Genomic DNA, 22256 nt, shown 5'->3' with positions numbered 1-22256 from the left:
ATCAAGAGAGAACTGAGAAGACAGGGAGAGGGCAGGATATGGTGATCGGACTGCTGCAGTGTGACGACGTGGCGCCCGAACTGCGTGAAGCTCACGGTAACTATCCGGAGATGTTCGAGGCGTTGTTCCACCGCGTCGACCCGAGCCTCGAGTTCCGGGTCTGGCGCTGCCTGGACGGCGAGATCCCCGATGATGTCGAGGCGGTGGATGCCTGGCTGACCACGGGGGCGAAGTTCGGTGTTAACGACGGCCTACCCTGGATCGCCGAGCTCGAGGCCTTCGTCCGCGAGCTCTGGGTCGCCGGAAAGCCGCTGGTGGGCATCTGTTTCGGTCACCAGCTGATGGCGAAGGCCCTGGGGGGCGAAGTGGCGAAGAGTGCCAAGGGCTGGGGCGTGGGGCTGTCGTTCAACCGGGTCACCGAGCGGGCTGACTGGATGGCGCCCTGGCAGCCGGGACTCGACCTGGTGGTGAGCCATCAGGACCAGGTGGAGCGGCTGCCGCCGCAGGCGCGGGTGCTGGGCGGTAGTGACTTCTGCCCCAGTTACCTGATGCAGCTCGGCGAGCACTTCCTGGGGATTCAGGGCCACCCGGAGTTCACCAAGGCCTACTCGAGGGACCTGATGGCACTTCGCGCCGACCTGGTCGGGGAGCATCGGGTACGCCAGGGCGAGGCGTCTTTATCGGCGCCTGCGGACGACACCCTGATGGTGCGCTGGATCCTCGAATTCTTGCGCCGGGCCATCAGCCATCGGCCAGGTCCGCCTGGCGGGTCTGGCCATCCAGCGCCGCGTCGACAGCCTGGCTGAAGGCAAGGGTCAACTCGGCCAGCCGAGCGTAATAGTCTTCTTCGGTGTTCTCGGCAACCGACGCCGCCAGCCGGGGAAGCCAACGACCCAGGTGCTCATGCCAGAACCGGGCACTGCGTTCCAGCCAGACCGGGTCATCGCTTTCGGCCTCGCGAAACGCCAGGTAGTACATGAACTCGAGTTCATGGGCGATATGGTCGGGGGGTTCGGTCTGCCGGCTGCCCGGTGCCAGGCCCGCCTCGACATAGGCTTCGGCGGCATACTGGCTGACGGGCCCGAGCAGTCGCTTCTCCGGATCCAGGTAGTAGGCCGCCCAGGGTGGGCTCAGGATCCTGAACGGATCGATGAACAGCTTCGAATGTGCCTGGGCGATCCGGGTTCGACTATCGGGGCACTCGCCCAGCGCGGCAACCGCCTCGGCAGCCCCCGCCAACTCATCGTTCCAGGAGGCGAAGCCTTTTCTCAGCAGTTGACCGATGTCCTCGGGCCAGGTGCCGGGAAGATCATAGGCACGAGCGAGCGCCAGGAAGGCGTTCGACCGATCTTCGGCATTGACGGGCATCCGTGTTTTTCCCCTCGTGCCCGAGACACCATGGCCAGCGACGTCATTCATTGAAGTTACGGACATAGAAGACGTGTGGCTTGGTGCCCTGGTCCCGCTGGAGCACCCTTGGGGCATGTTCGGCGAGTGCCTTGCTGGGCGGGCTCTCCATGTCGTTCAGATCACCGAAGATGCGGGCATCCGCCGGGCAGGCGACGACGCAGGCGGGATCTTCACCCACCGCGAGACGATGGTCACAGAAGGTGCATTTCTCGACCATGCCGCGATCACGAATCCCCTGGTAAGTAGTGGCTCGCGCCGGGTTGTAGTAGGGGATCGGTGCATCGGTCGCCTGGGCGACTTCCCTGCCGGTCGAGGTTCCTCCCGGAATGGCCGGCTCGCTGTCCCGCATGAAATTCTGGTGGGGATCCTCCTTGTTGAACCAGATGACGCCGTAGGGACAGGACAGCTGGCAGAGCCGGCAGCCGATGCACTTGTCGGTGTCATGCAGGGTCAGCCCGTCCGCGTTCTTGTACATCGCCGTGGTCGGGCAGTTGGTGACACAGGGGGCGTTTTCGCAATGGTTGCAGAGTGTCGGGATGTAGTTGTAGCGGGTATCCGGGAAGGTGCCCGAGGTCTCGATGATATGGTTCGACCAGTGGAACTCCACCGGCACATTGTTCTCGCTCTTGCAGGCGATGTCGCAGGCCGCACAGCCAACGCAGCGGTGCAGGTCGATCACCATGGCATAACGCTTGTCGCTCATGTCCTAGTCTCCATTGCCAGGGATTAGACCCGCTCGACCTTGACGCGTGATGGGCCGCCGTGGCGGGCGGTCGAACCGCTGAGGCGCTCGAACTCCGGGTACAGGATTTCGTTGTTGTTGCCGCCGAGCGGCACATGTTCGGCAAAATTGGCGGCGGCGACGCGGCCGTAGGCCCAGTGGCCCTGGCCATAGCACTTTGCCACCGTGCCCGGCCTGAGGCCTTCCCAGCGCTTCAGCTGTGCCGTTATGGTCCCCGTCGTCGAGGTGATCCTGACCATGTCGCCGTCATCAAGGCCCAGGGCATCGGCATCAATGGGGTTCATCTTGAGCACGTCGCTCCAGTTCTCGTCACCCGGGTCGACGTTCTTGTGGGCCTGGTACCAGGTACAGTTGGCCGAGCGCCCTTCGCGGTTCAGGCGAGAGCGGTGTTCGAAGAAGACGAAGGGATACTCGACCTCGTCACCATGGCGAAGGGCGGGTTCGAAGTGGGGGACGAAAGCGAGCTCGCCGCGACCGACGTAGTTGGTTGCCTCGAGAACTCCGTCCACGGTGGTGTCATGACGTTCGGCGTGTCCCCGTAGGGCGGTCTTGAGCGTTTCGCTGTAGAACTCGACCTTGCCTGTCTGGGTGGCGAAATTGTCGACACGCTTGCCGTACTCGTAGCGATGGGAATTCCAAACCCCCTTCTCCTTGAAGTCTTCCCAGCCCTCGAGTCGGTCACCATACTTGCCGTAGTCCTCATGGGTGCTGTCCCAGCAACCCCGCGTCAGCATCTTCAGGGCGTATTCGGTAAATTCCTCGCCGTTGGTAGGCGCTGCACCGGTTTCCGGGTCCGCAAAGCCTTCCGTGTAGTAGCGGTAGAGATTATCGAAGCCGCGTTCGGCCAGTTTCTCCGCCAGCATGAAGGGTACTTCCGTCTCGTCCTGCTTCACGTCCCAGAGCGGGTCGATCACCCGCTGGTTCAACGAGACATAGCTGTGCAGGTTCTGCTTGCCCTTGATGTAGCCCCACTTCTCGAACAGCTGATGGGCGGCCGGCAGGACCAGGTCCGCGAACATCGACATTTCCGAGGCGTTAGTCGTGAGGTGCACGAAGAAGGGAAGCTCGGATAACGCCTGTTCCCAGCGATAGGACCCCGACGTCGAGAAACCGAAGTTCGACCAGTAGGCGATGGCTACCTTGATCTCGTTGGGGCTCTTGGCGAGCATGCCGTCGGCGGCGGCATTGGTCACCACGCCACCCCCGCTCTTGCCGCCGTTGAGCGAGGGGAAGGCCAGGGTGCCGCGCTGGTCGATCTTGTCGTACTTGCTGTGGCTCGCCGCCAGCTCGTCCTGGTAGGGGGCCATGTCCGGTACGCTGCCGGTGGGATCCTTGACCTTGGCTACTACGCCGCCCTTGGCATCGATGGAACCCACCAGGCCGTTGAGGGCATGGGTGGCCATTGCCGAATAGCCGCCACGGGCCTGCATGGAGGCGCCCGGGGATAGCCAGCTGATGGCTCGCGACCCCGCCGCGGCGAACCCCAGTGCGACACGCCGGATCTGTTCCGCGGGGATGCCGGTACGTTCTGCTGCCCACTCCGGGGTCCGGTCCTTCAGCTCGAGATTCCACCACTGGACCACGCCATGGGTATGAATCTCGTTGAACACAGAGGCCGAGGTGCGGGAGGTCGGTGCGTCTCCCGCTACTATTCCCTCTGTTCTCTCTGCTCCCTCAGCGGCAACCGAAGGTTGGGGCTCGTCGACTGTCTGCCCCGGTACGAAGCGATTTTCGCCATCGACGAAATCCCCGACGAAGGTCTTGTTCCAGGCCCCTTCGGCAAGAATGACGTGGGCCATGGCCACCGCCAGGGCGCCGTCCTCCCCGGGGATCACCGGCAACCATTCGTCGGCCTTCGCGGCGGTAGCGGATAGCCTCGGGTCGACGACGGCCACGGTGGCGTTGTCGCGCATGTTGCCCCAGAAATTGATGGCGTGCGGTACCTGCCGGTTGGAACTCACCGGATCGGCCCCCCAGCAGAGAACATAGCGGGTGTGTTCCAGGTCGTAGTCCCGATAGTCCCACAGGCCTTCCACATAGTAGGGCCCGAACTTCTCGGCCTCGGCGCAGATGGCCGAGTGGCTGATATTGTTCGGACTGCCGATGATCTTGGGCACGGCGGAATAGAGGATGTCGCGCAGGTAGGTATAGCGCCCGCGGAAGAGCGCGAACTTCTCGGGCTCCCCGTCATTGCGCAGTTCCATGATCCTGTCGGCGAGCATGTCCATCGCCTCGTCCCAGGAGATCGGCACGAAGCCCGGGTCCTTGCCGCGCCCCTTTTCGGGATTGGTGCGCTTCATCGGCTGACGCACCCGGTCGGGATCATAGACCTGTTGCAGGGCCAGGTGCGGACGTGGGCAGATCTTGCCGTGATTGGCCTTGGCAAGGGGGTTGCCGCGAAGATGAACGGCGCGGCCGTCGACCACCTTGACCTGCACCGGGCACCAGCTCGTGCAGCCCTGGCAGGTGGAAGCCATCCATTTCCCCGCGGCCTCCGCGGGCTGCTGTGCCTGTGCACTGGCCGCAGTGAAGAAGTTTAGCGCAGGGCCTGCGGTGGCGGCGGCAACGGTGCCGGCGCTGCCCTGAAGGAAGCCTCGGCGGGAGATCTGCCAGCCGTCGTCGTTCTTGGAGGTCGGGATCTGGTCCGTCATGGTGCAAATCTCCTCAGGACAGGGTGTCAGGATAGGGGTCAAGAGAGTGTGGCCAGGGTGGAGATCGATGAGCCCATCTGTCCGCCCAGCACCGCCGCGAAGCGGATAGCGAAGCCTCCTCCCAGCATCAGCACACAGAGGAGGGCGGTGGCGAAAGCGGGGAAGTAACGGCCACGCAGGTCTGCCAGCAGGCTGGCGACACACAGGGCCAGTGCCACGATCAGTGACACGATGGCCAGGGCGATCAGGGTGCCGTAGGACGTCAGGGCGTCGGCAAGGGCCTGCTGATCGCTGGCCGGGCCGAAGCGAAGTTCCATCCACCAGGCCAGCAGTGACACCAGCAGCAGTGCCGTCGACACCAGCATGATAAGGGACAGAGGCCGCAGGCCTTGCCGGTAGTCCCTGAAGGGGCCCTCGTCCAGGCGGGCGCCGAAGATGGCGGTGCGAATCATGTGGACCAGCAGGGTGCCAGCGACCCCGGTAACCATGAAGAGCAGCACGGAGGCCATGACCATCTGGCCAGTGGCCCACAGCGGATGCGAGGAAATGACGGCCAGCAGTACTCCGTGATAGAGCCCGGTGAGCACCGCCAGGGGAACCGCCACCCAACCCACTAGACGAGCACTCAGCCAAGCGAGCAGCGAGACGTCGGGGAACAGCAGGCGAAAGGCGAAGATGGCGCTCAGGGCAACGAAGGCACCCTGGATCAAGGCGCCCCACCACATGATGGAGGTCGGGGCGAGATTGAGCCCCATCTGGTAGACATGGAACTTGTAGCCAAGCTTCGAGAACAGCAGGGTCAGGCCGATGGCGACGGCGATCGGGGCGATCACCGCCGCCGTCTGGGCAAGGGGTCGATAGCGACGATCCGCCAGGCACCAGAGGGAGAAGGCGAGCAGGAAGGCGCCGACGCCTAGCCCCCCCAGGGACAGGTCCCAGGCGACCCGCCAATCCCAGATGATGCCAGGCTGTGTCTGGTAGAGCAGTGTCGTTTCCATGTTCGACCCCTTTGTGACGTTGTTGTAAATGTTGTCTATCGCGCTGTTAAACCAGCGATCCGACACGACCCGCGGTGTTCGTCGTCGTCAGGGTGCTGCCCGCTGACTGTCGTCACTGGCCATGACGGCAGGCGGGGCAGCGTCGAAATTGTCGTTCGATATCGGCGGCGCCGGTCGTCGCCAGCTTGCCGATCATCGATTCGAGCAGGGGCTCGGGCATGTGCGGGCTGCCGCAGGCGTCGCAGGTGGCGAGTGGCGCCTCATTGAGGGGCTGCCATCGATAGCGTCGTTCCGCGGACACCAGCCGAGGTTGCAGGGTGATGGCATCTTCCGGGCAGAGCCGCTCGCAGAGGCCACACTGGATGCAGTTGGCCTCGGCAAGTTCCAGCCTGGCGGTCTGCGTGTTCTCGCCGTAGCGAATCGAGGCCGTCGGGCAGGAACGGGCACATACCGAGCACATCACACAGGTCTCGGGATCCACCGAGATGCCTCCGATCGGCGATCCGGCCGGTAATTCGAAGGTCTCGTGACTCCCGGGCAACTGGCTTTCCTGCCAGCGCCGTAGGGCGGCATTGAGCAGCTCACGCTTGCGTGAGTCCCGGGAGACGGTAAGCGGCTCGCGGGAGCCGGGCCGTAAAGTGGCGGTGTCAGGCGTGTCGTCCCGGCGGTCGCCGCCGAAGGTGACGGCACCTCGTCCCAGGCCCATGGCCTCGGTAATGCAGGCGACATCGGCCAGGCGCCTGTCGAGTAGTTGGCGGGTGTCGGCGGGCATTCCGGCCTCGGGCCACAGCACCACGCGATGGACGCCGTGGGCCAGGGCCGCGAACCAGAGTTCCTCGCCGAAGTTGGCGATCACGGGAACCTCAAGCGTGGCAGACACCTCGACGGACGTGCCGACGTCGGGGTCGATGGGGGCGCCTTCGGCTATCACGTGGAGTGTCGACGGAGGCGTGTCGAGTGCATCGATGAGGGTGTGCATGCGCTCCAGCAGGTCGAGACGGCGAGGCTGGGCGACGCTCAGGGCACCGGTCGGGCAAGCCAGCGTGCAGGCACTGCATCCCTGGCAGAGGTGGGGTTCGACGTGAATCAGGGTACCTTCGGAGCGGATGGCATCGGCGGCACAGACGTCGAGACATCGCGTGCAGCCCGTCTGGCCGGCGATCTCGTGCGCGCAGATTTCAGGGGTATACCGGAAGTATCGGGGTTTCTCGAAGGACCCCACCAGCTCCCGGGCCTCGGCAGCGAGGGTCGATGGCGAGGGCGAGCTGCGGCCTTGCAGGTAGCCCGGCGGACTGACCTGCTGCCCGAGCGTCGGCGTCTTCGAGAGGTCGATGACGATGTCGGCGGTCACCTGCCGGGGTGTGTTCGAATCCGTCATGACCGATTCGAGTCGGAAGTCGCCCAGCCATCCTTCGATGCCGGTCACCCTTGCATCGAAAGCCGTCCATCCGACGGGTGTCTGCTCGTCATCGAGACCGGGGGCAATGGCGATGATCGTGCCCTGGGAAAAGGTTTCCGCCATGGCCAGTAACGACGGCCCCCGATCACCGATGAGGGCTACGACGCCATCGGACTGGTAGACGACCTTGTCTACCGCTCCCTGGCCTGGAGCGACTCGGGTCAGGATCGTGTGGCTCAAGGGGGCCTGTCTCATGGCGACTCCGTCCTGGCGAGGGGCATCGGGTGTTGGCTTGTGGGCTGTCGGGGTGGTTCTGCCGACAGGGTCGATGCGTCGATAGTCACGATCGATATCGACCACGTCGAGCACGCTGCGCTCTACGTCATGGCTGACCTGCTCCAGCTCCTGTCGCATTTCCTGTATGTTTCCGGCGAGAGCTTCGCGTTCGAACTCCTTGTGCAAGGAAACACAAGCGGCCTTTATCTTGCCGGTCCACAGACCCAGGGTGCGGACGACCCGTGGCAAGCGTTCGGGGCCGGTGACCACCAGGGCGACAAGGCCAACCACCACCAGTTCCCAACTGCTGATGTCAAACATGTCTGCCACGGTGGAGAGTACGCTTCATGTCTGGCCTCCTCGGCCGCGCTGAGCCCTCACGCGATGCTTCTTCGGGCAGGGTATGGGTAGGTCATGTCGTTGATGGCGACAGGGTGATAATCCTTATCTAGGCAGTGATGGAGGTGGCCTGCCAGCTCGAACTCGAACCAGCTTGATGTATGTCAATAAAGCGGGATTGATTGACTGCTTTCTGAAACATTCGGAGAGTAGATATCGATATCCTATCCGGCTTGCATCCGTGCCCATGGGGAGAGGCCATGTCGACCGTTACCGTAGCAAGAGCCGCTCGTCCCAACTTTCTGGTGTTGGCGCCGCTCTGTGTATTGCTGGGCATCCTGCTGGCGGCTCGCCAGCCGGTCTCCCTCTCTGTCCTTGACGTCGTGTTGGTACTGATTGGCGGGGTGCTGGCGCATGCGGCCGTCAATCTGCTCAATGAATACGAGGACTTCCGCTCGGGCCTCGATCTGATGACGTATCGAACGCCCTTCTCCGGGGGAAGCGGGGCCCTGCCAGAGACGCCCCACGCGGCCCCTGGCGTGCTGGCGGCCGGGGTGGGGGCGCTGGCGGGCGTGGTGGCGATCGGTGCCTATTTCCTGTGGCTACGGGGCTGGCCGATGCTGGTTATCGGCCTGAGTGGGGTGGGCCTGGTGGGGGCCTATACGCGGTGGATTACCCGCTTGCCCTGGCTGTGCCTGCTGGCGCCCGGGTTGGGCTTCGGTCCGGTGATGGTGCTGGGTACCCTGGTGGCCCTGGGAGGGCAGGTCGATGTGACCGCAGTGATTATAGCGGGAGTCTCATTGTTGCTGGTCAGTGAACTGCTGTTGCTTAACCAGTTTCCAGACCTCGAGGCCGATCGCCGCAACGGTCGCCGCCACCTGCCCATCGTGCTGGGTCTGAAACCGGCGTCACGGCTGGTGATGGCGCTGTTGCTGGGCGCCTATGCCTTGATCGCTCTGGGTCAACTGGGCGGAGCCTTGCCGTCGGAAGTCTGGCTCGCTTGGCTGGCGATACCTGCTGCCTTCTGGGTGATTCGGGACCTGCCCGACGCCCTGGAGGAGCGAGAGACGTTGCTCAGGGTCCTGGGTATCAATGTGGCCACCCTGCTGACGACGCTTGGACTGCTGGTCATCGGGCTATGGTGGGCATAGCTCTCGCCTCGACTGCAGCGCCCATACGGTTGACGGGAGTCGATGCGCTCAGCGTCGCGGACACTGATCCGTCAAGAGCAAACGCCCCGGCTGGCCGGGGCGTTTGCGGGCGGTACTTCGACGGCCTTTATTGATCGCTGCCGAAATATTTCTCGAAGATCTCGTCGTAGGTGCCATTGTCCTGCAGCGTCGCCAGGGCCTCGTTGAAGGCCTCGGCCAGTTTCTGGTCGCGCTGGCGGAAGGCGATGCCGAAGCCCTCGCCGAAGTACTCCTTGGGCTCGGTGATCTTCTCGCCGACCAGCTTGTAGTCACCGGCCTCGCTCTCGAGCAGGGTAGACTTGCCGATCGGGAAGTCGAGGAACACCGCGTCCAGGCGGCCCGAATCCATGTCCAGCACCATGTCGTCAGCGGTGGCGTAGCGGTTGACGTCGGCCACGTCGCCGTACATGTCGGTCACGTAGTTGTCCTGCAGGGTGCCGCGCTGCACGCCGAGGGTCATGCCCTCGAGGTTCTCCTCGGAGGGAGTGCCGATCTCGACGTCCTCGGGGGCGAACCAGGCCGAGGGCGGGGTGATGTAGGGATCGGAGAACAGCACCTGCTCGCGACGCTGCTCGTTGATGGTCATCGAGGACATGATGGCGTCGTACTTGCGCGCCTGCAGGCCGGGGATGATGCCGTCCCAGCCCTGCACGACCCACTCGCACTGGATACCGATCTCGGCGCACAGGGCGTTGCCCAGATCGATGTCGAACCCGGTCAGCTCACCCTCGGGGGTGCGGTATTCCATGGGCTCGTAGGGCACGTCGACGCCGATGCGGATGTCGCGGACCTCGGCATGGGAGCTGCCGGCGACCAGGGCGGCGCCGAACACGCCGAGACTCAGGATCTTGTGTAGCTTCATGGGGTGTTTTCCCGTGTTGTTGGTGGGGTCACCTTGTGGGTGACGACGCGACCACCATAGCGGATGCCGGGGGTCGTCGGAAGGGGGAGCCGGCCGCTTTCAAACGCCGGTTCCCAACGCTTGTATTACGCTGCGTGTCGTCGCCTGTCAGCCGCTGGCCGGCTTGAGGTGCGCCAGCAGGCGCCGTTCCAGGTAGCGGAACAGGTAGAGGATGGCGAACGTCAGGCAGAGATAGATGGCCGCCACGAACAGGAAGGCATCGAAGGGCGCGTAGTAGCGCGCATAGACGAAGCGGGCCGCCCCGGTCAGGTCCATGATGGTGACCACGCTGGCGATTGCGCTGGCGTGGAGCATGAAGATGACCTCGTTGCCATAGGCAGGCAGGGCGCGCCGGAAGGCGCTGGGCAGCACGATGCGCCGCAGCATCAGCCCGCGGGACATGCCGTAGGCCCGCGCCGCCTCGATCTCGCCCCGGGCCGTGGACTTGATGGCGCCGCGGAATATCTCGGTGGTGTAGGCCGCGGTGTTGAGGGTGAAGGCGATCAGCGCCGGCACGAAGGGCTTCTCGAGGATCACCCACAGCCAGGTCTCCTGGATCCCGTCAACGAAGACCACGCCGTAATAGATCAGGTAGAGCTGCACCAGCAGCGGCGTTCCGCGGAACACATAGCAGTAGAGAAAGATCGGCAGGCTCACCCAGCGGTGCTTCGAGCCGCGGCCGATGGCCAGCGGTACCGCCATCACCAGGCCAATGATCAGCGACAGGAACACCAGCTGCACGGTGGTGACCAGGCCCTCGCCGTAGTAGCCGAGGGTCTGCAGGGTGAAGATGCTGTTGTCGGCGAGCTGGGCTTCCAGCCAGGTCATCAGGGCTTCCATCAGTCCGCCTCCCGGTAGCCGACGTCATAGCGTTTCTGCAGCCGTGCGAAGCCCCATTCCGAGACCGTGGCGATCAGCAGGTAGACGGCGGCGACGATGATCATGAAGGTGAAGGGCTCGCGAGTTGCCTTGGAGGCCTCGGCGGCCACGCGGACCATGTCGGTGAGGCCGATCACCGAGACCAGGGCGGTGGTCTTGAGCAGCACCATCCAGTTGTTGGAGAGGCCCGGGATGGCGTGGCGCATCATCTGCGGGAAGCGGATACGCCGGAACACCAGCCAGTGGTTCATGCCGTAGGCACGCCCGGCCTCGATCTGGCCGCTGTCTACCGCCAGGAAGGCGCCGCGGAAGGTCTCGCCCATGTAGGCGCCAAAGATCAGCCCGATGGTGATGACGCCGGCGACGAACGCGTTGACGTTGACGAAGATGTCCCACCCGAAACGCTCGTAGAGCTGGTCGGTGACCATGTTGATGCCGATCTGGCCACCGAAGAACATCAGCATCATCAGCACCAGGTCAGGCACGCCGCGGATGACGGTGGTGTAGAGGGTGCCGATGCCATGGGCCACCCGGCTGCGCGACATCTTGGCGCTGGCGGTGAGCAGGCCCAGCACGATGGCAAGGACCAGCGAAAGTAGCGCAAGCTCGATGGTGATCAGGGCACCTTCCGCGAGACGCGGGCCGTAGCCATGCAGGTCGATCATGGGTGTCTCCTCATCCGGGCTGCCTCAGTGCTTGGGCGCGAGGAACTGCTTGAGCCGCTCGGAACGCGGGTTGCCCAGCACATCCTGCGGCGGGCCGGCTTCCTCGACCCGGCCCTGGTGGAGATAGATCACCTCGGAGGAGACGTCGCGGGCGAAGGCCATCTCGTGGGTGACCACGATCATGGTGCGGCCCTCCTTGGCGAGGTCGCGCATGACCTTCAGCACGTCGCCGACCAGTTCCGGGTCCAGCGCCGAGGTGGGCTCGTCGAAGAGCATCACCTCCGGGTCCATGGCCAGGGCCCGGGCGATGGCGCCACGCTGCTGCTGGCCGCCGGACATCTGGGCCGGGTAGTAGTCGGCGTGTTCCCCCAGGCCCACCCGTTCGAGCAATTGTCGGGCATGGGCGATGGCCTCCTTCCTGGGCTTGCCGAGTACATGGACCGGTGCCTCGATGACGTTCTCGAGCAGCGTCATGTGGGCCCAGAGGTTGAAGCTCTGGAAGACCATGGAGAGCTTGGCGCGCATGCGCACGACCTGCTTCCAGTCGGCCGGCTCGCGTCCGTGCTTCGTCTGCTTGAAGCGGATCTCTTCGCCGTGGACGAACACCTCACCCTCGTCGGGTTGCTCGAGCAGGTTCATGCAACGCAGGAAGGTGCTCTTGCCGGAACCGGAGGCGCCGATCAGGGTGATCACATCGCCCTTGTGGGCCTTCAGGGAGAGGCCCTTGAGGACCTCGGTGTCGCCGAAGCGCTTGGTGATGTTGCGCACTTCCAGCGGAATCGGGGTATCGGCCATGGAACGGGCTCCAGATCGTGGGCGGTCCGCCGCATCGAGGGTCGGCCAGCGCGGGCCGGGAATCAAAAACCGGGGATCAAAAAAGGTGGCGATTTTAACAGGCCGGAGGATATCCGGAAGGGGACCGCGACGCGCCGGGTATTCTACCTTGGTCCGGAACGGGGGTGGCAGGGTGCATGGGGAATCTCCTGGTGATTGTTGTTGTGGGGTGCCGGGGCTGTGACGTCAGCCCGGTGGCGGGCTCGGCACTACCAGCAGCGCTGCCCGGGCGCCGAGCTCGACCTTGGCGTTGGGAAAGACCACCGAGAGGGGGGTCTCGCCGACACGGGTCTCGCCGGCGACGGCGTCTTCCGCCAGCGGCGTGCCCGGCGGGAACTCGCTGAAGTTGGGTGTATCGTCGGGAAAGCAGAGCCGGAACGCCTCGCTGTGGCGCACCAGCTCATGCTCGGCGCGGAAGAAGGTCATTGCGCCGGGGTCGCCGGCAGCCGGCTCGCGGCCCTCGATCAGTGCCTCGAGCAGCCGGCCCATGGGCGCCAGGGGCGCCAGGTCGTTGTGGCCGAACGGCAGGGCACGGCCCAGTTCGAGGGTGAAGGCCGCCGCACCATGGTAGTGCTTCGAGTAGTGCGAGAAGGTCCAGCTGTGACGGTGCTGGTGAAGCACCGCCTGGATGCCGGCGGCGGCCAGCCAGCGCCATTGTTCGGGGGGTGTCGGCGATTCGGCGAAGGGCTCGACCACAAAGCGAGGGTAGCGGCTGCCGCGGATCGCCGTGTGCAGGTCGTAGTGCAGGCGGGGCCGGTCGGGATGGCGGGCATAGAAGGCGTCCAACGCGGCCATCAGCGCCCGGGCACGGTCGGGTTCGTCACCCGCCTCCTCGAGGTCGCGGCAAAACAGCCGATTGAGGTTGGTGTCGACATAGCGCTCGCCGCGCCGGATCGCCTCGGGGTTACCCAGGATCACCAACAGCGGGGCCCCGAGGCGAAGCATCCCGGCTTCCAGCCGGGCGAGGCTCTCGCCCAGCAGTTCCATGGGGGCGGTCTCGTTGCCATGGATGCCGACCGAGATCACGCAGGCGCTCGCCTGCGTCGCGGGGACGTCCGGCACGAGCTCGAGCACCCCCGGGGCGACCAGCCGGAACCGCCCCCCGGGGGCCTTACCCTCGGCAGGGGAGGGGGTGCGGCCTTCCAGGCTGTGGTCGAGCCACTCAGTCAGCATGGCCGGGACGGGCGTCGGTGGACTCGAAGATGCGGTCGGCGCTGGCGGCGACGAAGCCCTGGTAGAGCCGGCCGTCGGCATCCGGGTAACGACGGGCGAACTCGTAGTAGCAGGTAGGGATCTCCTCGACTCGGCCGCCGGAGAAGGTGAAGGGCATGCGGTCGGCGAGCGTCGAAGCCTGCTCCAGCAGTACCTCGGGGGAGCCCTTGATGCGTCCGCCGGAGGCATTGATGGAGAGTCCCAGCGATTCGACCTTGGCCAGCAGCTTCTCGAGGGTGTCGTGGCGACGCAGGTGGTTGACGCTGATCGTGAAGTGGTTGGCCCGCAGGCCGATGATCGACAGCCAGGCAGCGTACTCGCTCTCCTCCGCCAGGGTGCGGTATGCCTCCCAGGTCGGCGCTTCCCAGAGACGGCCGGCCCACATCACCTCGGGCGAGGCGATCCGGGCAGGATCGATCTGCGCGACCAGCTCGTCGATGATCTCCCGGGCAGGGGCCGAGAGCTCGCTGCACTTGAGCTCTGACAGGAACACCCGGGGCTGGTCCTCACGCGGCGGCAGGTAGCCCCAGGCACGCAGCTTCTTGGCGTCGAAGTCGTAGGGCTCCAGCGGGGTGTAGCCCAGCGCCAGCAGGTGGGGCTCCAGGTCGGCGAGGCAGATGGGGCCGCGGTCGAAGGTGCGGAAGGCGACATGGTCGTTGACGATGGTCTCGCCATCGGCGACCAGGGCATCATGGATACGGCTCGCCTGGGGCGTCATGGCGGTGTAGTCGTCCCAGAGGCGTGAGAAGAACTGCTCGAGGGTCATGTCGTGAGGCATGTGGATACCTGTTGTCGATGTTGTGGTGGCTGGCGACACCATCCTGCCCGTCGTCGGGGGACTCAAGGACGAGGGTCGGTCAGATGAAAGTGGCGGGGCCCGGCGTATAAATCTCGATCAACACCAGCTTGCCCGGATTTCTCACCCGCCGTGACCTTTGCACGATGGGCCACTCGATCTTCTGCGACTAGACTGGCGGCATTCCGTGCTATCAGAAAAGCAACATGCGCGACAAGCTGGCCGCGGACCGGGTGCGGATCCTCGAGGGAGCGTGGCGCAGGGTGTGATATTTCGACCATATCGACTGATAGCGTCGAATTTCTTCGCTTCCTTTCGTTTCTGTCGATTCTACACTGGTTTCTTGCACACGATTGAAAGCGAAAGGAGGCAATGCAATGACCCGGATTCTGGTGCTCTACCATTCCATGTACGGCCATATCGATACCCTGGCCCGCACCGTGGCCGAAGGAGCGGGCAGCGTCGAAGGCGTCGAGGTCACCCTCAAGCGTGTCCCCGAAACCATGCCGGCCGATGCCTTTGCCAAGGCCGGCGGCCAGTCCTTCGATACCCCCGAAGCGAGCCCCGAGGAGCTGGCTGAATACGACGGTGTGATCTTCGGCAGCCCGACCCGCTTCGGTAACATGTCTGCCCAGATGCGCACCTTCCTCGACCAGACTGGGGGCCTCTGGGCGAACGGCAAGCTGCGTGGCAAGGTGGCCAGTGTCTTTACCTCCACCGGTACCGGCGGCGGACAGGAGACCACCATTACTTCCTTCTGGCACACCCTGGCTCACCACGGCATGGTGATCGTGCCGTTGGGCTATGGCATCGACGAGCAGTATATCTTCGACCAGGCCGGCGGCGGCAATCCCTATGGTGCCTCGACCATCGCCGGTGGCGACGGCTCTCGCCAACCCGACGAGCGCGAACTCACGATCGCTCGCTTCCAGGGTGAGCATGTGGCAGGCATTGCCGCCAAGCTCGCTTCCTGACAATTTCTATCGTCACTTGTTACGCCTCGCCCGGTCAGCCGTGCGGGGCGTACTTCATCATGCCCCCTTCAATTACACCTGCGCCTCGAGCCTGCAGGAGAAGACACTGCTGATCCTCCTGAAAAGGACCCACTGGTATCGCAAGCCGGCGACCTGAAGTGGAAGCCTGAAGAGACGGTGAGCCGAAATTGATCTCGATCACCAGATACCTCGTATTTCGCGATTTTTGATATCGGCTTAACCTGAATCAATTCCCTGCCAGAGCATCTCATGGTTACTTCTGAGGTAGAGCGCATGAGGCTCGATGACAGGGGGAACAGGATAATGTCGAAGAGGATGCTTGAAAGCCCGATCCGTTGCTGCCTACCCGAAGAGGAGTTTCTCCTGGTCCGGGACCACGAGATCGAGGAGATGCACCGTTACCGCGGATTCGCCCTATGCTTCCTGCCCACCCACCCTTCCATCAGTCGGCTGATGGTCGCCCTCGGCCTCGAGTGTGAAGAGAGGCTGGATAGCCTGGTGGAGACGGCTGAGGCCCTGGGCATGGGTGAGAAACTCGGGAACCGCAGCATCAGTCCCGAATTGCAGGCGGAACTGCGTCGTCAGCATTTCTTCGTGCTGGACGACGACATCGCCAAGCTTACCCTGGCCCAGGTGCTGGTTGCTGCCTGTAACTCATGGCAGTTCTATCGCCTGATGCTGGATTCCTGCAGTACCCATCAACTTTGTGTCATTCTCAGACAGTTCGTCATACAGAAGGACAATGCCTGCCGGGTTCTCGAGGAGGTCCAGGAATCTCTGGGTTAGGCTCGTTACCGGCTTGGATGTCAGGGAGTGCCTGGATGAATATCCCCTCAGAGAGCTCTTCCGAGCCGTCTTCAGCTCATCAACGTGTCATGAATGACGACCTGGGAGCGGCACTCGCCGCCCGGCAGCTGGAGGTGTTCTTTCCCCCAGGGTCTACTGTCGCACCGGGACCCTGGAAGGTTTCGAGGCGTTTCCGCGCTGGTCTCGGCCCGAGGTGGGAAGCGTAGAGGCCCGGGATCTCCTGGAAATGGCAGAGGCTCGGGGGATTATCGATGAGCTGGTAGCAGAGAAGGCGAGGCCATCCCTGACCTGGCTGAATCATTGGCGTGACACGGCCTCTCACGAGCTCTTCGGGAGTCGCGTGCTGGAAGCTCTCCGTCTGTCGCTGCCCCTCCCGACGCATTCGCCGAGCTGGCCGAGACTGTTCGAGAGTCTCGAGCAGCACTGCCGTGACCATTGCATCTCTACCCACACGATCACTCTCGAGATTGCTGCAACTGGCATTCTGGGTAATGCCGCGGCCCTCGAGTCCCTGGAGGACCCGATAGCCCGTGGGTTTCGACTCTGTCTCGATGGGGTCTCGATGGTGGCCCGGCTGGAAGGTGATTCATCCCTCTTCACGGAGATCAAGGCAGACAGAGGCCTGGTCACGACGCTATCCAACGAGACCCGTGACAGGCTGCGCTCGATCATCGATCTCGGTCATCGCCAAGGGTTGATCCTGACGGTTGCCGGAGTCGAGGACCAGGCGACGATGGATTGTCTGCGCGAACTCGGTGGTCCCGTGGTTCAGGGCGACCTGGTATCCCCGCCACTTCCGGGGTCGGAGGTCCTCGAATGGTTTCGTGTTCGCGAACGCCAGCGTGAAGCTCAGCGTCTCGAGGCCCTCAGGGCCACCGGCCTGCTGGACACTTCCCCCGAAGAACGCTTCGACCGCCTGACACGCCTGGCGCAGCACCTGCTGGAGGTTCCCGTCACTCTCATCACGATGGTCGATCGTGATCGGCAATGGTTCAAGTCACGCCAAGGACTGGAGGTGCAGGAAACGCCGCGGGATATCGCCTTCTGCCACTCGACCATCCAGCGTGATGAGCTCATGGAGGTGCCGGATGCCCGCCGGGACGAGCGCTTCAGCGAGAATCCGCTGGTCACGGGACCTCCCTATATCCGCTTCTATGCGGGGCAGCCTCTCTGCCTGGCCACCGGAGAGAAGCTCGGCAGCCTGTGCATCATCGAGACTCAGCCGCGCAGGCTCGAGGAACATGAAAAAGAGCTGTTGTCCTATCTGGCGGAGCATGTCGAGGAGGAACTCGCGGCGAGGTTCCCGGTTACCCGGGACAATACCTCTGGGCTACTCGACGAATCGATGTTTCTGATCCGGGCCAACTCGGCCCTCTCGCTGTGCCGACAATTCGGGTTCAATACGGTCCTGGCCAAAGTAAGCGTGACCAATATCCCCAGCATTCAGGAGCGGCATGGCGATGCAGCAGTTGATGAGTTGATTCAGCAACTGGGGTCGGTCATCACCACAGCCGCCACACCGGCCGAACTGGTGGGGCGCTATGGCAATGATGTCGTGGTCCTCTTGATGGAGGCCACCCTGGGAGAGGTAAGGGCGCTATGTGAAGAACTCGAGATCGCCATTCTGGAGTGGATCAGTCAGCGTCCTGATGGCAAGCCAGGCATCGATTGCCATATATATGTCGCCTCCGCGACCTTCGACGAGAACGCGACGCTGGACAGTATCTGGGCGGGAGAGTGGACCCGTTACGCCACCATCGACTAACCACAGCGATTGCGAGGATGAACCAACGCAGGAGGGTCGAGCATGAACAGCGATGTCGACAAGCGGACCGTGAAGGCGATCGAGGAGGCTGCCCAGCCCCTGAAGGCCACCGCCGGTGACTACGACACCATCATCGAGGCGGCACGCGGCAAGGCCTTCGTCATGATCGGAGAAGCCTCCCATGGTACCCGGGAGTTCTACCGGATCCGCGCCGAGATCACCCGTCGCCTGATAGAGGAGGCGGGTTTCGCCGCGGTGGCGGTGGAGGCCGACTGGCCCGATGCTTTCGCCGTCAACCGCTATGTCTGGAACCTCTCTCCCGAGGAAACGGCCGAGGATGCCCTGACGGCATTCCAGCGCTTTCCCCTCTGGATGTGGGCCAATACCGAGGTGCGTGACTTCATTCGCTGGCTCGCCGACTACAACCGAGAGTCCAGGGGCTCGCCGCAGGGCAGTCGGCCGGTGGGATTCTACGGGATCGACCTATACAGCCTCGCCAATTCGGCCCATGCGGTGATCGACTACCTCCAGCGGCACGATCCCCCGGCCGCCCGGCGGGCGCGCCAGCGCTATGCCTGCCTCGACAACTTTCTCGAACAACCCCATCGCTATGGCCAGTCGGTGGAGTTCGGCCTGACCCCCTCCTGCGAGCAGGCGATCATCGAGCAGCTTCTCGACCTGCAGCACGAGATCCTGCCGCGGCTGAGCGCGCCGGATACCCTCTCGGAGGAGCAGCAGTTCTTCGTCGAGCAGAACGCCAAGGTGGTGCTCAACGCCGAGGAGTACTACCGCCTGATGTTCAGCGGCCGGGTCAGCTCCTGGAACCTGCGCGACGGCCACATGTTCGAGACCCTCGAGGCCCTCCAGTCACACCTTCGCCGCCGGTCAGGTAAGCCGGCGGGGATCGTGGTCTGGGCCCACAACTCCCACATCGGAAATGCCGCGGCCACCGACATGGGACGCCGGGGAGAGTTCAACATCGGCCAGCTTTCCCGGGAGAAATATCCCGAGGGCAGCCTCCTGGTCGGCTTCTCCACTGCCACGGGAGAAGTCACGGCTGCCTCGGACTGGGACGAGCCGGGCAAGCGCAAGCGCGTTCGCCCGCCTCTCGACGGCAGCTACGAGAAGCTGTTCCAGACGATCGAGCACGAGCGCTTTCTTCTCGACCTGCGCCAGCGCAACCTGGCCACCGAACTTCTCGATACCTCGCGTCTGCATCGGGCCATCGGGGTGATCTATCGCCCGGAGACCGAACGTCAGAGCCACTATTTCTACAGCAGGCTACCGCGACAGTACGACCTGATGCTGCACCTCGACGAGACCCATGCCCTCGAGCCCCTGGCGCAGGCACCGGCGACGAAAAACGAGCCGCCCGAAACCTACCCCAGTGGGCTCTGAGCCCGCTGGGAGCATCCTGCAAGGCAGGAGTGATGTGATCACTGGCGTTCGCCAGGATCAGGGTTCATCGCCTTCGGCGATCCTGTCGAGCCTCTGGCGGGCGCGAGACAGGCCTTGGCGATAGCGATACATGCCCTCCCAGGGATCGGTGCGCTGGGCGAGACGCTGGCGGATGTTGTGCAGGGTGTAGGAGCGAGCATCGAGATCCCGGCGCTCGAGTTCCTTCCAGTCCAGCGGGGTGGCCACGGGAGCGCCGGCGATGGCGCGCACGCTGTAGGGTGTGACGGCGGTCTGGGCATAGGCATTGCGGGCGACGTCCAGGTAGAGTCGATTGCCACGCTTCTGCCTGGACTGCTCAACGGTCAACTCGTCGGGATGCCGCTCGGCCAGGTGATCGGCACAGGCCCTGGCGAAGTTGCGCACGCTGTCGAACTCCTCGGACGCATCCAGTGGAACCACCAGGTGCAGCCCGCGGGAACCCGTCGTCTGGACGAAACTCCGCAGCTCAAGCGCCTCCATCAGGTGACGAAGCCTTCTCGCGGCATCCCGTACCGGTTCGAATGTGTCGCCGGGAGGATCGAGATCGAAGATCAGGCGATCGGGGTAGTCGGGCCTGTCGATCCGGCTGGCCCAGGAATGCAGGGTGATGCAGGCCTGGTCGGCCAGGTAGGCGAAGGTGGCCTTCTTGTCGCACACGACGAGCGCCTGCTTATCACCGGTCTCCCGCTTGGTGACGTTGGTGGTGGAGATCCAGTCGGGGAAATGCTCGGGTACCTGCTTGTGGTAGAAGCCCTCCTCATCGATCCCGTCGGGAAAGCGCTGCATGACGATGGCCCTGTCACGCAGATGGGGAGCCATGGTGTCGAACAACTGTTCATGGTAATTGATCAGCTCCCCCTTGGTGATGTCATCATCGGGAAAGAGGACCTTCTCCTCGCGAGAGGTCTCGATGGTGTAGCGGCCGTACTTTCTGAGGGGCATTTCGAGGCAGCCTCTTCGAGTCGTTGATTGTCGCCGATGAAATCACTCATCGGTGCCGTCTCCCCGCCCAGTTCGCGCCTGATCGGCGACCTGGTCGAGGGTACGGCCGCTGATCACGCTTTCGGGTTCGGTGCTTGTCGGCTTTCTGCGCGCATCGGCGCCCTCGTCGTCCATCTTGACCAGCAGCCAGTTCTTCTCGTCCCCTCCCATCCTGCTGTGGATCAACGCATAGCCGCCACGCAGCTTCCTCCCCTCCAGCCAGACCTCGATCTGACCCTGCTCCAGTGACTCCTTCATGGAGAGGTCATCTTCATCCTCGTCGCTTCTCAGGTTGCGATAGGGCCCCGCATCCCAGACCAGCACCGTGCCTGCCCCGTACTGGCCCGGTGGGATCACCCCCTCGAAATCCGCATAGTCGAGGGGGTGATCCTCCACCCGTACAGCCAGGCGCTTCTCGGCAGGATCGGTGGAAGGGCCCTTGGGTACCGCCCAGGACGCGAGGGTGCCGTCGATCTCGAGACGGAAATCGAAGTGCTCCGAGGAGGCGTCATGATGCTGGATGACGAAGAGGGGATTGCCGTCCTCCCGCCAGCCATGGGAACCCTTGCCCCTTGGCTCGGGTGACCTGCGAAAATCGCGCTTGCTCCGGTAAGGGGCCAGGGTCTTCTCGTTTTCGCTCACGTCGGATCCTCTTCCGGCCCTTCGATCGTGCCATGGCCGCGCCCGGGCATCGTCAGCCGGCGATGCGTTCGGCAATGGCGCAGCCCAGTGTTTCGGTGGTGCCATGACCGCCGACATCCGGCGTCAGCACTGCCTTGTCACCCTCGGCGAGTACCGCCTCGAAGGCGTCGACGATCGCCTGCCCGGCTTCCGGGTGGCCAAGGTGCTCGAGCATCATGGCGGCGGACCAGATCTGCCCGATGGGGTTGGCAATGCCCTTGCCGTAGATGTCCGGGGCACTGCCGTGAACGGGTTCGAATAGGCTGGGGAAGGTGCCCTCGGGATTGATGTTGGCCGAGGGAGCCACGCCGATGGTGCCGGTGCAGGCCGGCCCCAGGTCGGAGAGGATGTCGCCGAACAGGTTGCTGGCCACCACCACGTCGAACCAGTCGGGGTGCATCACGAAGTTGGCGGTGAGGATGTCGATATGGAACTTGTCGACGCTCACCTCGGGGTAGCTCTCCGACATCGCCGCCACCCGCTCGTCCCACCAGGGCATGGTGATGGCGATGCCGTTGGACTTGGTGGCCGAGGTGAGCTTCTTCCGCGGCCGACTCCTGGCCAGTTCATAGGCATATTTCAGCACCCGGTCGACCCCGGTGCGAGTCATCACCGTCTCCTGGATTACCACCTCGCGGTCGGTGCCCTCGAACATCTTGCCGCCGACGCTGGAATACTCGCCCTCGGTGTTCTCGCGTACCACGTAGAAGTCGATGTCGCCGGGCCTGCGGTCGGCCAGCGGGCTCTTGATGCCGGGCAACAGCTTGCAGGGGCGCAGGTTGACGTACTGGTCGAAGCGGCGGCGGAACTGCAGCAAAGAGCCCCACAGGGAGACATGGTCGGGTACCGTCTCCGGCCAGCCCACGGCGCCGTAGAAGATGGCATCGGCGTCCTTGAGCTGCACGAACCAGTCGTCGGGAAGCATCTTGCCGTGCTCGACGTAGTAGTCGCAGCTGGCGAAGCCGAAATGCTCGAGGCTCAGGTCGATGCCGAAGCGTGCGGCGGCGGCCTCGAGGGCGCGAAGGCCCTCGGGCATCACCTCCTTGCCGATGCCATCACCCGGGATGACGGCGATGCGATGGGACATGGAATTCCTCCTTGGGTGCATGGGTCGTGCCTGCCAGTCTAGCCCTGCGCAGAGGAAAGAAAATCCGGGTATCATTCAACTCATTACGCACCACGCCGTGTCTGGAGCTGAACGCGCTCCGATCATGTCGCCCTGGGCGCGTATCCGCGCCTTCGCTGCCTATCCTGAACAGACAATGGCCAGCCGTGTGTCTGGCCGGCGGAATGTCGCC

General features: G+C 63.9%; 20 protein-coding genes and 1 pseudogene. 7 read left to right on the top strand and 14 right to left on the bottom strand.

What is annotated here, in order from left to right; translation table 11 throughout:
- Positions 1 to 38 precede the first annotated feature (38 nt).
- Positions 39 to 806 (top strand): glutamine amidotransferase-related protein, encoded by a 768-nt coding sequence (locus BMY30_RS11995; protein WP_089713991.1) that lies wholly within the window; start codon positions 39 to 41, stop codon positions 804 to 806.
- Here the strand turns inward: BMY30_RS11995 and BMY30_RS11990 are convergent.
- The 5 genes from BMY30_RS11990 to tatB form a co-directional block, all read right to left on the bottom strand.
- Positions 742 to 1368, bottom strand: a complete 627-nt coding sequence (locus tag BMY30_RS11990; protein WP_170840131.1) for a TorD/DmsD family molecular chaperone — start codon at positions 1366 to 1368, stop codon at positions 742 to 744. The two genes, BMY30_RS11995 and BMY30_RS11990, sit on opposite strands and share 65 nt — an antisense overlap.
- 43 nt (positions 1369 to 1411) lie before the next feature.
- Positions 1412 to 2113, bottom strand: a complete 702-nt coding sequence (locus tag BMY30_RS11985) for a 4Fe-4S dicluster domain-containing protein (protein WP_089713986.1) — start codon at positions 2111 to 2113, stop codon at positions 1412 to 1414.
- A 23-nt stretch (positions 2114 to 2136) separates the two neighbouring features.
- Positions 2137 to 4803, bottom strand: coding sequence for a molybdopterin-dependent oxidoreductase (locus tag BMY30_RS11980; protein ID WP_089713984.1), 2667 nt, complete (start codon positions 4801 to 4803; stop codon positions 2137 to 2139).
- Between the two features lie 38 nt (positions 4804 to 4841).
- Positions 4842 to 5801, bottom strand: a complete 960-nt coding sequence (gene nrfD, locus BMY30_RS11975) for an NrfD/PsrC family molybdoenzyme membrane anchor subunit (RefSeq protein ID WP_089713981.1) — start codon at positions 5799 to 5801, stop codon at positions 4842 to 4844.
- A gap of 112 nt (positions 5802 to 5913) precedes the next feature.
- The gene (tatB, locus tag BMY30_RS11970; protein ID WP_089714088.1) at positions 5914 to 7797 is read right to left on the bottom strand and encodes a Sec-independent protein translocase protein TatB; all 1884 of its coding nucleotides are present in this window, start codon (positions 7795 to 7797) and stop codon (positions 5914 to 5916) included.
- A 278-nt stretch (positions 7798 to 8075) separates the two neighbouring features.
- On the opposite strand from tatB, the gene BMY30_RS11965 reads away from it, so the two are divergent.
- Positions 8076 to 8966 (top strand): prenyltransferase, encoded by an 891-nt coding sequence (locus BMY30_RS11965; protein WP_089713979.1) that lies wholly within the window; start codon positions 8076 to 8078, stop codon positions 8964 to 8966.
- Between the two features lie 127 nt (positions 8967 to 9093).
- Here the strand turns inward: BMY30_RS11965 and BMY30_RS11960 are convergent, their stop codons facing one another.
- The 6 genes from BMY30_RS11960 to BMY30_RS11935 all read right to left on the bottom strand — a co-directional run bounded on the left by BMY30_RS11960 (position 9094) and on the right by BMY30_RS11935 (position 14274).
- The gene (locus BMY30_RS11960; RefSeq protein WP_089713977.1) at positions 9094 to 9867 is read right to left on the bottom strand and encodes a transporter substrate-binding domain-containing protein; all 774 of its coding nucleotides are present in this window, start codon (positions 9865 to 9867) and stop codon (positions 9094 to 9096) included.
- 147 nt (positions 9868 to 10014) lie between these two features.
- On the bottom strand, positions 10015 to 10746 hold the full coding sequence (locus BMY30_RS11955; RefSeq protein ID WP_089713975.1) for an ABC transporter permease: 732 nt from the start codon (positions 10744 to 10746) through the stop codon (positions 10015 to 10017).
- A complete protein-coding gene (locus BMY30_RS11950) occupies positions 10746 to 11450 on the bottom strand; it encodes an ABC transporter permease (protein WP_089713973.1) in 705 nt (234 codons plus the stop codon). The genes BMY30_RS11955 and BMY30_RS11950 overlap by 1 nt, the downstream gene beginning before the upstream one ends.
- A 24-nt stretch (positions 11451 to 11474) precedes the next feature.
- Complete coding sequence (locus tag BMY30_RS11945) at positions 11475 to 12245, bottom strand: ABC transporter ATP-binding protein (RefSeq protein WP_089713971.1); 771 nt, start codon at positions 12243 to 12245, stop codon at positions 11475 to 11477.
- A gap of 225 nt (positions 12246 to 12470) precedes the next feature.
- The gene (locus BMY30_RS11940) at positions 12471 to 13457 is read right to left on the bottom strand and encodes a succinylglutamate desuccinylase (RefSeq protein WP_089714085.1); all 987 of its coding nucleotides are present in this window, start codon (positions 13455 to 13457) and stop codon (positions 12471 to 12473) included.
- The gene (locus tag BMY30_RS11935) at positions 13447 to 14274 is read right to left on the bottom strand and encodes a DUF1338 domain-containing protein (RefSeq protein WP_244516195.1); all 828 of its coding nucleotides are present in this window, start codon (positions 14272 to 14274) and stop codon (positions 13447 to 13449) included. The genes BMY30_RS11940 and BMY30_RS11935 overlap by 11 nt, the downstream gene beginning before the upstream one ends.
- Before the next feature lie 395 nt (positions 14275 to 14669).
- On the opposite strand from BMY30_RS11935, the gene wrbA reads away from it, so the two are divergent.
- The 5 genes and pseudogenes from wrbA to BMY30_RS11915 all read left to right on the top strand — a co-directional run bounded on the left by wrbA (position 14670) and on the right by BMY30_RS11915 (position 19257).
- The gene (gene wrbA / locus BMY30_RS11930) at positions 14670 to 15266 is read left to right on the top strand and encodes an NAD(P)H:quinone oxidoreductase (RefSeq protein WP_089713969.1); all 597 of its coding nucleotides are present in this window, start codon (positions 14670 to 14672) and stop codon (positions 15264 to 15266) included.
- A 324-nt stretch (positions 15267 to 15590) separates the two neighbouring features.
- On the top strand, positions 15591 to 16073 hold the full coding sequence (locus BMY30_RS11925) for a hypothetical protein (protein ID WP_139195521.1): 483 nt from the start codon (positions 15591 to 15593) through the stop codon (positions 16071 to 16073).
- Between the two features lie 157 nt (positions 16074 to 16230).
- Positions 16231 to 16875, top strand: a pseudogene (locus BMY30_RS18305) (EAL domain-containing protein); the annotation flags it as partial.
- Positions 16858 to 17859: a sensor domain-containing diguanylate cyclase gene (locus BMY30_RS18300; RefSeq protein ID WP_280140894.1), complete on the top strand. Its 1002-nt coding sequence runs from the start codon at positions 16858 to 16860 to the stop codon at positions 17857 to 17859. The pseudogene BMY30_RS18305 and the gene BMY30_RS18300, both read left to right, overlap by 18 nt.
- A gap of 42 nt (positions 17860 to 17901) precedes the next feature.
- A complete protein-coding gene (locus tag BMY30_RS11915) occupies positions 17902 to 19257 on the top strand; it encodes an erythromycin esterase family protein (protein ID WP_089713963.1) in 1356 nt (451 codons plus the stop codon).
- Between the two features lie 57 nt (positions 19258 to 19314).
- Here the strand turns inward: BMY30_RS11915 and ligD are convergent, their stop codons facing one another.
- From ligD to BMY30_RS11900, 3 genes are read right to left on the bottom strand one after another with little or no spacing between them, the layout of a single operon-like run.
- Positions 19315 to 20238 (bottom strand): non-homologous end-joining DNA ligase, encoded by a 924-nt coding sequence (ligD, locus tag BMY30_RS11910; RefSeq protein ID WP_089713961.1) that lies wholly within the window; start codon positions 20236 to 20238, stop codon positions 19315 to 19317.
- A gap of 42 nt (positions 20239 to 20280) precedes the next feature.
- Positions 20281 to 20919, bottom strand: a complete 639-nt coding sequence (locus tag BMY30_RS11905) for a DNA polymerase ligase N-terminal domain-containing protein (protein WP_244516194.1) — start codon at positions 20917 to 20919, stop codon at positions 20281 to 20283.
- Between the two features lie 52 nt (positions 20920 to 20971).
- Complete coding sequence (locus BMY30_RS11900) at positions 20972 to 22045, bottom strand: tartrate dehydrogenase (protein WP_089713957.1); 1074 nt, start codon at positions 22043 to 22045, stop codon at positions 20972 to 20974.
- Between the last annotated feature and the right edge of the window lie 211 nt (positions 22046 to 22256).

Origin of the sequence: Halomonas daqiaonensis (genome assembly GCF_900109725.1) — a bacterium.
GTDB classification, from domain to species: Bacteria; Pseudomonadota; Gammaproteobacteria; order Pseudomonadales; family Halomonadaceae; genus Halomonas; species Halomonas daqiaonensis.
The sequence above is the reverse complement of the archived record's forward strand: the minus strand, read 5'-3'. Positions and strand labels throughout refer to the sequence as shown.

Bases quoted from the DNA above. Each gene is read 5' to 3' on its own strand.
- BMY30_RS11950 (WP_089713973.1), bottom strand. From the start codon at position 11,450: ATGATCGACCTGCATGGCTACGGCCCGCGTCTCGCGGAAGGTGCCCTG.
- BMY30_RS11935 (WP_244516195.1), bottom strand. From the start codon at position 14,274: ATGCCTCACGACATGACCCTCGAGCAGTTCTTCTCACGCCTCTGGGAC.
- BMY30_RS11900 (WP_089713957.1), bottom strand. From the start codon at position 22,045: ATGTCCCATCGCATCGCCGTCATCCCGGGTGATGGCATCGGCAAGGAG.
- nrfD (WP_089713981.1), bottom strand. From the start codon at position 5,801: ATGGAAACGACACTGCTCTACCAGACACAGCCTGGCATCATCTGGGAT.
- BMY30_RS11985 (WP_089713986.1), bottom strand. From the start codon at position 2,113: ATGAGCGACAAGCGTTATGCCATGGTGATCGACCTGCACCGCTGCGTT.
- BMY30_RS11925 (WP_139195521.1), top strand. From the start codon at position 15,591: ATGTCGAAGAGGATGCTTGAAAGCCCGATCCGTTGCTGCCTACCCGAA.
- BMY30_RS11945 (WP_089713971.1), bottom strand. From the start codon at position 12,245: ATGGCCGATACCCCGATTCCGCTGGAAGTGCGCAACATCACCAAGCGC.
- BMY30_RS11940 (WP_089714085.1), bottom strand. From the start codon at position 13,457: ATGCTGACTGAGTGGCTCGACCACAGCCTGGAAGGCCGCACCCCCTCC.
- BMY30_RS11915 (WP_089713963.1), top strand. From the start codon at position 17,902: ATGAACAGCGATGTCGACAAGCGGACCGTGAAGGCGATCGAGGAGGCT.
- BMY30_RS11995 (WP_089713991.1), top strand. From the start codon at position 39: ATGGTGATCGGACTGCTGCAGTGTGACGACGTGGCGCCCGAACTGCGT.
- BMY30_RS11960 (WP_089713977.1), bottom strand. From the start codon at position 9,867: ATGAAGCTACACAAGATCCTGAGTCTCGGCGTGTTCGGCGCCGCCCTG.
- BMY30_RS11955 (WP_089713975.1), bottom strand. From the start codon at position 10,746: ATGGAAGCCCTGATGACCTGGCTGGAAGCCCAGCTCGCCGACAACAGC.
- BMY30_RS11990 (WP_170840131.1), bottom strand. From the start codon at position 1,368: ATGCCCGTCAATGCCGAAGATCGGTCGAACGCCTTCCTGGCGCTCGCT.
- wrbA (WP_089713969.1), top strand. From the start codon at position 14,670: ATGACCCGGATTCTGGTGCTCTACCATTCCATGTACGGCCATATCGAT.
- tatB (WP_089714088.1), bottom strand. From the start codon at position 7,797: ATGTTTGACATCAGCAGTTGGGAACTGGTGGTGGTTGGCCTTGTCGCC.
- BMY30_RS11965 (WP_089713979.1), top strand. From the start codon at position 8,076: ATGTCGACCGTTACCGTAGCAAGAGCCGCTCGTCCCAACTTTCTGGTG.
- ligD (WP_089713961.1), bottom strand. From the start codon at position 20,238: ATGCCCCTCAGAAAGTACGGCCGCTACACCATCGAGACCTCTCGCGAG.
- BMY30_RS11980 (WP_089713984.1), bottom strand. From the start codon at position 4,803: ATGACGGACCAGATCCCGACCTCCAAGAACGACGACGGCTGGCAGATC.